Annotated in this window: 7 protein-coding genes; 5 read left to right on the forward strand and 2 right to left on the reverse strand. The window is 54.6% G+C overall.

What is annotated here, in order from left to right; translation table 11 throughout:
- Positions 1-5 precede the first annotated feature (5 nt).
- Positions 6-923: a glycosyltransferase family 2 protein gene (locus tag FYC48_RS11385; RefSeq protein WP_149496825.1), complete on the reverse strand. Its 918-nt coding sequence runs from the start codon at positions 921-923 to the stop codon at positions 6-8.
- A 523-nt stretch (positions 924-1,446) separates the two neighbouring features.
- Between FYC48_RS11385 and FYC48_RS11390 the strand changes: the two genes are divergently transcribed.
- Positions 1,447-2,109 carry a hypothetical protein gene (locus FYC48_RS11390; protein WP_149496826.1) on the forward strand — a complete coding sequence of 221 codons (663 nt, stop codon included), beginning with the start codon at positions 1,447-1,449 and terminating at the stop codon, positions 2,107-2,109.
- Positions 2,110-2,153: 44 nt separating this feature from the next.
- Here FYC48_RS11390 and FYC48_RS11395 read toward each other — a convergent pair whose 3' ends face one another.
- The gene (locus FYC48_RS11395) at positions 2,154-2,597 is read right to left on the reverse strand and encodes an RbsD/FucU family protein (protein WP_149496827.1); all 444 of its coding nucleotides are present in this window, start codon (positions 2,595-2,597) and stop codon (positions 2,154-2,156) included.
- Between the two features lie 47 nt (positions 2,598-2,644).
- On the opposite strand from FYC48_RS11395, the gene FYC48_RS11400 reads away from it, so the two are divergent.
- The 4 genes from FYC48_RS11400 (at position 2,645) to FYC48_RS11415 (ending at position 12,253) form a co-directional block, all read left to right on the forward strand.
- A complete protein-coding gene (locus FYC48_RS11400) occupies positions 2,645-3,841 on the forward strand; it encodes a site-2 protease family protein (protein WP_149496828.1) in 1,197 nt (398 codons plus the stop codon).
- Between the two features lie 66 nt (positions 3,842-3,907).
- Positions 3,908-4,723: an OB-fold-containig protein gene (locus FYC48_RS11405; RefSeq protein ID WP_149496829.1), complete on the forward strand. Its 816-nt coding sequence runs from the start codon at positions 3,908-3,910 to the stop codon at positions 4,721-4,723.
- A 20-nt stretch (positions 4,724-4,743) separates the two neighbouring features.
- Complete coding sequence (locus FYC48_RS11410) at positions 4,744-6,858, forward strand: flotillin family protein (RefSeq protein WP_149496878.1); 2,115 nt, start codon at positions 4,744-4,746, stop codon at positions 6,856-6,858.
- Between the two features lie 136 nt (positions 6,859-6,994).
- Positions 6,995-12,253, forward strand: a complete 5,259-nt coding sequence (locus FYC48_RS11415; RefSeq protein WP_149496830.1) for a DNA repair ATPase — start codon at positions 6,995-6,997, stop codon at positions 12,251-12,253.
- Positions 12,254-12,264 lie beyond the last annotated feature (11 nt).

The raw sequence follows: 12,264 nt of genomic DNA on the forward strand, positions 1-12,264 counted from the left end.
ACGTGTTATTGATTCAATGTGGACGGAGGCGTGTCCGAATCGCGTGATTGGGAACGACCGGTGAAGCATCCGATCGCCCGGCCACACCAGCCAGGGTTTCGATAACGCCACATGCATGCGAAGGCGGCTAAGCCGTCTCGCCATGTGATCTTTTTTCCCTCGTCGTAGCTACGATAGTTATACCCCGTGGGGACTTCCGAAATCTGTACGCCCCTGGCGGCGACCTTGCTCGTGATTTCGGGTTCAAATCCGAAGCGACATTCACGGATCGCAATGGATCGGACCAAGTCGCCACGGAACGCTTTATGGCAAGTCTCCATGTCGGTCAGCGACTGACCGGTCATGCAGTTGCTTGTTACCGTCAGCGCCCAATTGCCGAGCCGATGCAAGAGCGACGGGTCTTCGATGTCTTCGAGATACCGCGAGCCGTAGACGACTTCGGCATCTCCGCGCAGTACTGGTTCGATCACAGTCAGCAAGTCCTTGGGATCGTATTCGCTGTCTGCGTCTTGAATGGCAACGACACGACCTCGACTATGCCGGATTCCGAGTCGGACGGCAGAGCCTTTTCCATGGTTGCGGACACGGCGGACGATTTTGCGATTCGGGCGCTCGGGCAAGGAAGCCAGCCAGACGGACGTTCCGTCAGTGCTTGCATCGTCGACGATAATGGTTTCGGTCGACTCTGGCATGACCTCGTCGATTCGCGCCAACACATCCGGCAAAGTCTGTCGCTCGTTGAACACCGGGATAATCAAGCTGACGTCAAAGGCATAGTCAGATCGATCGATTTGATCCAGGCGTTGATCGACGTCACCGAGCGTGTCCGAAATTCGCTGGATGACGGGTGCGATGTCGGCGGAATTCGATTCAGAAGAGGACACGTTAGATTGGCTCGCCGTCGCAGGGCTGGGGTGGTTCATTGAAAACGCTAAGCAGTTGACGCGGGCAGTGAATTGAGGGTGGACGTCGACAGCGTTCGCCTTCGAAAATAGCGTCCGCCTTCAAAACTGGCGTCTGTTTGCGTGAGGGCGCGCCCGGATGCGGCACTTCGATCCCAGGGACAAACCCTCACTCAGTAGCCTAGTTCGATCATACCGGTCATGCCGAGAACGCGATCGCTTGGGGGGCTCGCCAGAACGCTCACTCGTTCTGCCACAACGACTCGCCAGACCATTCTCCTTGGCGAGAATTGCGTTTCATTTCACCGAATGGCCGGATGGGAGGGGTTGGAGCGTTGACGATGATCCGTTCGGACGTGAAAACAGACGTTCCGCGATCCGTTCGACACGCTCGGAAAAAACGTGTACCGATACCGATGTGCGAATGCCAAGTTCAAATCAAACAAAGCATTCACTTCGGTCAACAGATCACGGTATTTTGGTGCAACAAGACGCGTATCATATGATTGCGGGCCGCGTCCTTCCATTTTCATGATCGGGTCTTATGCCGTTGGAACCCTTTTTTCTGCTGATCGCACTGCTACCGCTGATCGCGTACCTGCTGCTGCTTTCTCTGATCCGTTTGAGTGGCCGGGTGCTGGTGACGACAGGCGGCCGAGACATCGCCGCTCTCGGGTTCGCAGTGAGCGGTTTGATCGCGATTGGCCCCGGCGAACTGTTTTTTCCAAAGGCCGCGGCGGGTACGTTTGGCCCCTGGGTCTGGATCGCCCTGGCAACATTTTATGCGTTGATTGTGACGCTGATCGCCTTGACGACACGCCCCCGATTGGTGGTTTACGGACGAACGCCCGAACAAATGCTAGACCCGTTGTTGGCCGCGGCCCGAGAAATGGATCCGGATGCCAGTTGTGACCAACAAGTGATGCAGATCTTCTTACCGCGATTAAAAGTCCACTTACGTGCGGCGGGAAACAAGGCGGTCGATTCGTCGACGATCGAATCCTTCGAACCGATCGTGAACCATGCGTTTTGGGAAGCACTGCTCGGTCACTTGCGTCAAAAAGCGTCGTTGACGCCACGCCCCACGCCGACGCGTGGGGCCACGATGCTGCTGATTGCACTCGGCATGGCGACTTACGTAGCCGTCCGAGCGATCGGCGAACGCCAGCAAGTCGTCGAAGGGTTTCGCCAGTGGCTGTGGCGGTGACGCCATACGACCGACTTCTACCACCGCACGCCCGGACGCGTTAGCTACATTCGCACGCCGACGGTCAGCAAAATGTTTGCGTAGCGTTGTTGGTCGGCGGTCTGGATCGTTAAAACGTGGTCTTCGGTGCTGACGGATTTGTAAAAGTCCCATTTTTCGATCGGCTGAAGATCGAGGTCCAAGCCTTCCGATCGGATTGTCTCTCGATAGTCATCCCAGACCGGCGGATCACCATCGAGCGCGTAGGGGCCCTCTGTTTCGGTCTTCATCGTTTCGATTCGTTCGACGGGGATCGCCGAAATCACTGCCTCGAGGACTTGATTGCAGGTTGGGATCCCGGGCATGAGGTTCAAGCTGACCAATTCCGCTCGTGGCCCCCGCTTGCTGGCCGCCGGATAGTTACCGTCGGCGATCAGGATGGTGCTGTGGTGCCCCGAAGCTGCCAAAATGGAAGAGATCTGGGGGTGAATCAGTTTGTGGCGTAACATAATGGGATGCGGTTCTAGAACAGAAAACGAATGCGAGGCCGGCGGCCGTGTGGCAGCAACGACTTAACCTGGGAACTTACTTTCGCATCGGCGTGCATGTCCATTGGTCATTTGCGTTGCTCATTGCCTACATCGGGTACGCAGGATACCAAGATGGACTGCCGGGGACACTGTTCGGCATTTCGGTTTTGATCGGGATGTTCTTTTGCGTGACGTTGCACGAATACGGCCACGCGTTGATGGCTCGGCAATTTGGCATCGAGACAATGGACATTACGCTATTCCCGATCGGTGGCGTGGCGCGGTTGATGAAGATTCCGCGTGTACCGTGGCAGGAGTTTCTGGTCGCCGTTGCCGGACCGGCGGTCAACGTTGTCATCCTGACGGTGTTGATGACCGTCTGGTTGTTTCTTCCCGATGCCCTTCTGCCCTCTCCGCTGTCGATCTTTTTCAACGAGGTTTCCGAGGCAAGATTTGTGGAGATTGCCAACTCAATCTCCTGGCAGGGCTACATGGTTTCCATGGTGGGCGTCAACACGATTCTGATTTTGTTCAACATGATCCCTGCATTCCCGATGGACGGTGGGCGTGTTCTTCGCAGCGTATTGGCGATGGCTCTGGAGTATCGCTTGGCGACACGGATCGCGTCGAACATCGGAATCTTTTGCGCGATCTTGATGGGGTTGGTCGCGATCTATTTTCAAGCCGTACCGGCGGGATTGGTCGCGATCTTCATTTGCTATGCCGGGATCTCCGAAGCGCGGCATGTTGACGTCGTCGAACCCCTGCGTGGTCACAGGGTCGAAGAGGCGATGATTACGGATCCCCCGTCGATAGCGATGTCGTCGACGGCAGCCGAAGCGATTGAGTTCTTCCGCAGTTGCCCGCTCAAAGCGGTCCCAATCGTTGACGAAGCCGATTACACGGTTGGAATGCTGTTGCTCTCCGACGTGATCAAGCGGCGAAACGAAGTCGACGCCGCTACCGGGAAACAGGCGGCAATTGAGACGTCGTTCGATTCGGAAGTCTTGGAATCGGGCGTCTGTCATTTGCTCGCGACGATTCCGTGCACACAGTGGGCGCGTCACGATATCCCGATCCTTTCGCCCGGGGCATCGTTGGAGACGATCGTGACCAGCTTGCCGCCGCAATTCCGCCAATTCCCTGTCACCGACCCGCACGGCCGATTGGTCGGATTGCTCGACCTGGATTCCCTTGGCGATCGGCTTGGCCTATTCGCTTGATCGACGAGAATTCTGTCGCGTTTTTTGCGCGATGAAGTTCTCTCGCGCCCCAACAAGTCGGCGTTCATGCCCTACGCTAACGAGTCGGTACATGACTCATTTGACTCGTTTGGGCGTGGTGCTGTGGAAGAGGCTGTCAAAGAATTTCTCGATCGTATGTTCGTCGGACCGGTTTGGCCGGCTTCGGTGCTCGTTTGCTTGATGGTCCTGTACGCGTTGGTCGCCGTCATTGGATTGATCGACCTTGGACTCGATGGTGATCTTGAAATGGACGGATCGCTGGACGTCGGTCCGGACCTCGATGGTTTAGACCTCGACGGAATCGAAGGGGTGGAGGTCGATGCCGGCGGCGGCAACGTTGACTTCGGCGATCTCGATGTCTCGCAGGGAGGACTGGCCGGTTTGATGACCGGCTTTGGTGCCATGACGATTCGGCTAACTAACTTCGGTCGTGTCCCGCTGATCATCTGGTTCGGCGTCTTCACAATCGTGTTTTGGGCGGTTTCGTATGGTTTGTGGCACGGATTTGATTCCAGCCACTACGCCGCGACGCTACTCCCGACGTTGTTGTGCACGATTCGCAACGGAGTGATCGCCATCGCTGCGACCAAACTTGTCACGCAACCGATCGTCGGTAAGTTCGATCCTCAACCGGGATACGACCGCGATCGGGTGTTGGGGGGAACTTGCGAAATTTCGTCGCTGAGCGCATCCCCCGCTTTTGGGCAAGCTAAGTTTCGGACGAATGCTGCGCCTTTGCTGCTAAATGTCCGTACTACCGGAGCAGAGATTCCAAAAGGAACGGAAGTACGGATTATAGACTTTGATCCATCACGGCGGATTTATACCGTCACCGAAATCAAACCGGAGAACCAAACGTGACCACACTGCAACCTGGGATCATGATCCTAGCCGAAGGCTGGTTAGAACCGACGCTGTTCACGATCGGGTTGATCGTGGTCCTCGCGATCGCCACGATCGCGACCTTTAAGAAGTGTTTCATGGTGGTCGGTCCCGACAAGGCGATCGTCCGAACGGGGCGTGGGCCGATGCGTGTCGCGACCGGCGAAGGCATGTTGGTGTTTCCGGTAATCCATCGCTTCGAAATGATGGACCTGTCGCTAAAAAGTTTCGAGATCAGTCGACAGGGTAGTGAAGGCTTGATTTGTCGCGACAACATTCGTGCCGACATCAAAGTCGCCTTTTTCATCAGGGTCGACAGTTCGATCGAACAGATCAAAGAAGTCGCCGCCTCGATCGGTGCCAAACGGTGTTCAGAGATCGACACCCTTCGCGAACTTTTTGATGCGAAGTTCTCCGAGGCATTAAAGACGGTCGGAAAACAATTTGATTTTGTCGAGCTTTACGAAGAGCGTGACAAATTCAAAGCGGAAATCTTAAAAGTCATCGGAACCGATCTGAACGGGTATTGCCTCGATGACGCGGCGATCGACTATTTGGAACAAACGCCGCTGGACATGTTGTCCCCGAACAACATTCTGGACGCCGAGGGCATTAAAAAGATCACCGAACTGACTTCGATCGAGAAGGTCAAAGAAAACCAATTCACTCGCGACAAAGAGAAGACACTCAAGCAACAAGACGTCGAAGCAGAAGAAACAATTCTTGCACTCGAACGTCAACGCGTCGAAGCGGTTGAAAAGCAGAAACGCGAAATCGCGGAGATCTCTGCCCGCGAACAAGCCTCGGCTCGCAAGGTCCAAGAAGAACAACGGCTCGAATCAGAACGAGCACGAATTCAAACCGAGGAAGAACTCGGCGTTGCTACGCAAAACAAAGATCGGCAAGTTTTGGTCGCTCAGCGCAACAAGGAGAAAACGGACGCCGTCGAACTCGAACGCGTCAACCGCGATCGCGACCTGGAAGCGACCGAACGGATGCGAGTTGTCGGGGTCGCCGAGGTCGAGAAAGAAAAGGCGATCGAAACCGAACGTCGCAACATTCAGGAAGTGATTCGCGAACGAGTCGCGGTCGAACGCGCCGTCGTCGAAGAACAAGAGCGGATCAAAGATACCGAAGAAGTCGCTCAAGCTGAGCGGACGAAAAAGGTCCAGGTGACCGCCGCAGAAATGAAGGCGGAAGAAGAATTGATCCGCCAAACCAAACTTGCCCAAGCCGAAAAGGAATCCAGCACACTGTTGGCCGAAAAGGTTCGCATCGAAGCCGAAGCAAAACGCGACGCGGCCGAAAAGGAAACCGCCGCCGCAAAGATGTTGGCCGAAGCCGAGGCCGCACAGGCGGCCGCCAAAGGGCTCGCCGAAGCTCGTGTTCAAGAGGCGAAAGCGGCCAGCCTGGAAAAAGAAGGCAGCGCCGAAGCAACGGTCTTAGAAAGGAAAGCGATTGCCGAAGCGAAGGGCATCGAAGCCAAAGCGACTGCCGTCGAAAAGCAAGGCATGGCCGAAGCCAACGTCGATTTGGAAAAGTATCGTGCCGAAGCTACCGGTATCACCGAAAAAGCCGAAGCGATGAAGGTACTCGACAGCGTCGGCAAGGATCACGAAGAGTTCAAGCTAAAACTCAACAAGGAAAAAGATGTCGAGATCGCAGCGATCGATGCTCAGCGTGGCATCGCCGAAAGCCAAGCCGGCGTCGTCGGCGAAGCTCTCAAGGCAGCACGCATCGATATCGTCGGTGGCGACGGAGAATTCTTCGATCAAATCACCTCCGCGGTCAAGGGTGGCAAGGCGATCGATCGATTCGTCTACAACAGCCGTGTCGCGACCGACATCAAAGACACGTTCTTCGATGGCAACGCGGAGTACTTTAAAGACCAATTGACGTCATTGATCAGCCAGTTCAATCTGGATACCGACGGCGTCAAAGACCTTTCCATCGCGGCGTTGATCGCCAAAATGATGGGGATGGCCAACAGCGAAGAGATGCGTTCGCAACTGACCAGTCTGCTCGGAATGGCCGGGACCGCGAACATCGCAGATCAAAAAGCCAGTCGAGTGCTCTCGGCAAACGCGTCGAGCAGCAACGGCAAAAAGGCCTAGTTAAAAGGCAAGGCGATTGCCTGCCCCCCGCATCGGCGGATCATCGTCGCAGTCCTCGCACATGATCCGTCGATCCCACTCCCGCTCGCGAATCCCCAGTCTTCCACTCTATTGAACAGGTGAAGGGAGCCCGATCATGACCGACTCCCAACTGGCAGCAGGCACATACGAAGTCCTGCGAAACCGACTCCGCGAAGCAGCGAACGAACTGCGAACGCGACTGGGAAAACTCAACGAAGCGCGTGCCGATGTCTTTGGTAACATCGAAACCAAGTTGCTTTCGACTGAACGTGTCACGACCGAACATAATTGCATTCCACGCGATTTAGTTTCCGTCGGCGATCAGTTCCTGTTCGGATACAACGTTCAATTCGGACTGAAGACCGAGATTGAATTGGCGGATGTCTTTTCGTCCTACGAATTTTCCGACCAACAGTTTCATGAAAAGCCACTCAAGATCCTCAATGACTCGCGCTTCTTAAATGACTTTTCCGAGTTATATCGGTTCTACAAAGGCACTTCATTCCTGCGTTTCTTTCGCGCCGGACCGATGTTGCACATGGTTTTCCAGGTCGGCAAAACCGAGCGTGACATCAAGTCGTTCAAATGGCGCGTTTCGCCGGATCGGTTGGAGTACATCGATAACCGCAGCGAGCACGAAGTCAAAATCCCGCCGCAACATGAATTTCGCTGGACTAAAACCACGCGCGATCAACATCGTTACGGTGAACACCCTCATATTTCGATCGATGACATTGTCTTCGTCGAAACCGTCGGCGGCGATTTAACGATCAAAGTCGAAAACAATACCGGCAGCGGTGAAGGGATCTATGCCGAACCGGTCGACAATCCCGATCAAAAACTCGACGACGCGGAAATCCATTACGCGATCCTCGGGCATTTGGTCTTGCTCAAAATGCGACCCTACCAAGAGGAAACGACGCGGTATTTAGTTTTCAATAGCAAGATCCAGCAAGTCGTCCGCGTCGACGAAATTGCCGAGTCCTGCGTGATGCTGCCGGGCGACCAGGGCTTGATCTTTCCCGGCGGATATTACCTGCAAACCGGCGAATACAAACGCTTCGACACCGGCCTGAGCGACATGCGTTTCCAACGCACCATTGCCTCGCCCAACGGCGAAGATTTCTTGTACCTGTTCTATGCGTCCCATTCGGGCACCTACGTTCAGCTGCGTTACAATTTGATTCGCCAAACCGTCGACACGCCGCTCGTTTGTCACGGACAAACATTTTTTGAACGCGGTGAAATGGTGTGCTTTCGAACCCATGAAGAAGCACAAAAACATCACGCGATTCAGATTTGGCAAACGCCGTTTACCGGCCCTAACTTTGTCCCCGAAAATCAAACCGATTCGCTACTATTTAAGATCGGGAACAAAGAGATTGTTCGCGGCATGGCGGAATGCAGCGAGCTGTTGCAGCTAATCGATAAAGACGACAGTTACGAAGGCCTGTACGTCGACCTGAATAAAAAGTCGAGCGACATCCTCGATAGCTATTTCTGGATCGACAAAGACGAAACGGAGCGACTGAACGAGCCGCTGCAAAAGATTCGAGAAGCCGCATCGGCCGCGGTGGAAGAATTTGAAAAGGTCGTTCGAGTACGCAAGCAGACCAACGAGCGAACACAGACCGTCCAGTCGGACGTCGCCGACTTGATCAAAAAGATCGAACGAAGTCGATTCGATTCGATCGATCATTTCGTCGAAGCGCTCGCGGAATTGCGTTCTCAGCGCGGACATGCGTTAGGGCTCAAAGAGCTGCGGTACGTCGACGAATCGCTCGTCGAAACCTTGGAACAGACCACGGCAGAATGGAGCGAGCGATTAAGTCGCCGCTGTGTCGATTTTCTGCTGACCCCCGGTGCACTTCAGCCCTATATCGAGCGAATCTCTCATGCGAAGGATCGTGTCGAAGAAGTTCAAACGGTCACCGAATCGAAAGAACTCAATGAAGAGATCGACGCGGCGGCAAGCCAACTGGAACTGCTGACAGAAACGGTCAGCAATCTTCGTATCGACGACGCAACGAAACGTACCGAAATTATCGATTCGATCGGCGACGTATTCGCTTCAGTTAATCGAGTTCGCAGTGCACTTAAGGCCAAAACGAAAGAACTTGTCGGTGTCGAAGGGCGGGCCGAATTCGCGTCGCAATTGAAGCTCCTAGAGCAGACGACCTCCGGTTACTTAGACGTTTGCGATAGCCCCGAACGCTGCGACGAATACTTGACCAAGGTAATGGTCCAGCTAGAAGAACTGGAAGGAAAATTCGCCGAGTTTGACGACTTTATCGAGCAACTTGCCGTCCGCCGCGAAGAGGTCTATACGGCGTTTGAATCTCGCAAAGTCCAACTCGTTGAAAAAAGAAACCGAAGAGCCGAATCGCTGGCATCGGCCGCCGACCGGATTTTGAAGGGCGTCGACAACCGCGTCCGATCGATGGAGTCGTCCGACGATATCGCCGCGTACTTTGCCGGCGACTTAATGGTCGAAAAGATACGCGACATCATCGGGCAGCTACAAGAACTGGATGATGCCGTCCGAGTCGAAGACCTGCAAAGTCGGCTGAAAACGATCCGCGAAGACTCGGTTCGTCAACTGAAAGACCGCCAGGATCTGTACGAAGACGGCGGCGACATCATCCGATTGGGCAATCAACGATTCGCCGTCAACACGCAACCGCTCGATTTGACGACGGTGTTGCGCAACGACGCGATGTGTTTGCATCTAACAGGCACCCAGTACTTTCAGCCGCTCGACGCGCCCGAGTTGGAAGCGGCTCGTGACCTCTGGAATCAAGAGCTGATCAGCGAAAACCGGTCGGTGTATCGTTCAGAGTACTTAGCGGTCGAGCTATTTGATTCAGTCGCGGCAAAGGGCGAAGCCTTTCCGGCAAGCGAAAATCTTGATGCGTCGTGGATCCAATCGAAGATCGGCGGTCGCTTTGACGAGGGCTACGCAAAGGGCGTTCACGACCATGATGCGGCCCTCATCCTGAAAGCACTCGTTGAACTTGATCAGGAAATCGGCCTGCTCGCGCACTCACCCGATGTGCGATCGGCTTCATTGCTGTGGTTTAACCGTTTGCTCGATCCGGAAGTTCGGACCGGACTGGTACGTTGGATCGTCGGTTTCGCGAATCTAGCCAAAGCCTACCCCCATGCCCAACCGGCCGAACAATTCCGAGCCAAATTAGCGGAACTCGCCGAACAGGACCATGCAATTTGGGGAACGCTTTTCAGTCGCGATGTCACCGATCAATCGATCGCAAATTATCTTTTTGATCAACTGATCGATGACCCCAATGTTCCGGCGGTAAGTGGTCGTGCGGTAGAGCTTTATCACCAGTTCTGCGACTCCGTCCCCAAAGTCGATCGCGATAAGCTGCTCGTGACCGCCTTGGAAAGTAATCGATCGGATCCGATTCGATCTTTCGTGTTGTCACGCAATTGGGCAGACGCTTTTCTTTCAGGGCACGAAGGCGACAACCATATTGATCCCGCAAGACTTTATCGCAACGAGCTTGCGTGGCTAATTTTGCAGGCTGATTTGGAATCGGTTCGGCCTACAGAAGCACCAGTATCGGTCTCGCTGAAAGGATTGGTCGGCAGCCACGACAACTTGGCCGGCGGTTCATTGATCGTCCATTATCACGAGATGTTGCGGCGGGTTCGCCAGTACCGTGGCGATGTTGTCCCGCGATACCGACAGCTCAATCGCACGAAGAGTGAACTGGTCGATGCCGCTCGAGAAGACATGCGACTCGACGAATTTAAACCGCGTGTCTTGACGAGCTTTGTTCGCAATCGGCTGCTCGACGAAGTGTACCTCCCTTTGATCGGTGACAACCTTGCCAAACAAATGGGATCGGCGGGCGAGAACAAACGCACCGACAGGATGGGCTTGTTGCTGCTGATTTCGCCGCCCGGTTACGGAAAGACGACCCTAATGGAATACGTCGCCAACCGACTGGGGTTGGTGTTCATGAAAATCAATGGTCCCGCGATCGGCCACCAAGTCACCTCGCTTGATCCCGCGGAGGCCCCTAATGCTGCGGCAAAAGAAGAAGTCGAACGATTGAACTTGGCACTTGAGATGGGTGACAACGTGATGCTTTATGTCGATGACATCCAGCACACTCACCCCGAGTTCTTGCAAAAATTCATTTCGCTTTGTGACGCGACACGAAAGATCGAAGGCGTCAGTCAAGGTCGAACCCGTACTTATGATTTGCGTGGTCGACGAGTCTCGGTCGTCATGGCTGGCAATCCCTACACCGAAAGTGGCGAACGCTTCCAAGTCCCCGATATGCTGTCCAACCGAGCCGACGTGTACAACTTGGGCGAGATCATCGGCGATTCGGCGGACGCGTTCGAAATGAGCTATCTGGAAAATTGCCTGACCAGCAATTCGACATTGGCGCCATTGTCGACGGCACCACCGGAAGACGCCCGCGCGATTGTCCGTGCCGCCGAGCGTGATAGCCTGGAAGGCATCGAGCTTGAAAGCAACTTGTCGACTGACCAAGTCCGCGACATGTACGAAGTGATGCGTAAACTGTTGCGCGTCCGTGATGTGGTTTTGCGAGTCAACCGTGCATACATTCGTAGTGCGGCTCAAGCCGACGCCTATCGCACCGAGCCGCCTTTCAAGCTTCAAGGTAGCTACCGAAACATGAACCGGATCGCGGAGAAGGTCGCCGCGGTGATGAACGACCAGGAATTGCAAACGTTGATCGTTGCGACGTATGAACAAGACGCCCAGACATTGACGACGGACAATGAGGCCAACGTACTGAAGTTCAAAGAACTGCTGGGCATTCTAAAACCCGACGAGAAAGAACGTTGGGATAGCATCAAGTATGCGTTCGTCGAAAGTGTTCGTATGCAAGGACTCGATAGTGAAGACCAAGCCGGACAGTTGATGCGTCAGCTGGCTTCGATGCGCGACGGACTCGAATCGATTCGTCAAGTCATCTCGAAAGCGATCGCAGCGTCGGGCAATGGTGCCGAAGAGCGGATGGACTCAAGACTCGATCTACTCCGACAAAGTCTCAACGCGTCAGCTGATCAAGTCGCTCAGACATTGCGGATTACCGGCGAGCAGCTAGAAAAGATTAGCAGCCATCAAGCGACAGTCGAACCACCAGAGCAACGTGTGTTGGTACAGCACAAGGTACCGCGTGTCTTGGCGGATCTAATCAAAGGTCAGTTTCATCTGATGCAGGAATGGTTGCGTCCGATTCTTTCGGAGTCGCTCGATAACGGTCGCGACCTTCAAAGGCTCAAGGAGCAGCTCGACGCGATGCAACAGAACTACGAGCAGATCGAACAGTCGTTCGATTCGGCGTCCGGTGACGAGCCGGAGGTGTGACGCGGTAGAAC

It is taken from the genome of Roseiconus lacunae, from assembly GCF_008312935.1.
In the GTDB taxonomy this organism is placed as follows: domain Bacteria; phylum Planctomycetota; class Planctomycetia; order Pirellulales; family Pirellulaceae; genus Stieleria; species Stieleria lacunae.

What these genes read in the sequence shown, in the direction of transcription:
- FYC48_RS11385 (WP_149496825.1), bottom strand. Translation starts at nt 923, where the DNA reads ATGAACCACCCCAGCCCTGCGACGGCGAGCCAATCTAACGTGTCCTCT.
- FYC48_RS11390 (WP_149496826.1), top strand. Translation starts at nt 1,447, where the DNA reads ATGCCGTTGGAACCCTTTTTTCTGCTGATCGCACTGCTACCGCTGATC.
- FYC48_RS11415 (WP_149496830.1), top strand. Translation starts at nt 6,995, where the DNA reads ATGACCGACTCCCAACTGGCAGCAGGCACATACGAAGTCCTGCGAAAC.
- FYC48_RS11395 (WP_149496827.1), bottom strand. Translation starts at nt 2,597, where the DNA reads ATGTTACGCCACAAACTGATTCACCCCCAGATCTCTTCCATTTTGGCA.
- FYC48_RS11410 (WP_149496878.1), top strand. Translation starts at nt 4,744, where the DNA reads ATGATCCTAGCCGAAGGCTGGTTAGAACCGACGCTGTTCACGATCGGG.
- FYC48_RS11405 (WP_149496829.1), top strand. Translation starts at nt 3,908, where the DNA reads ATGCCCTACGCTAACGAGTCGGTACATGACTCATTTGACTCGTTTGGG.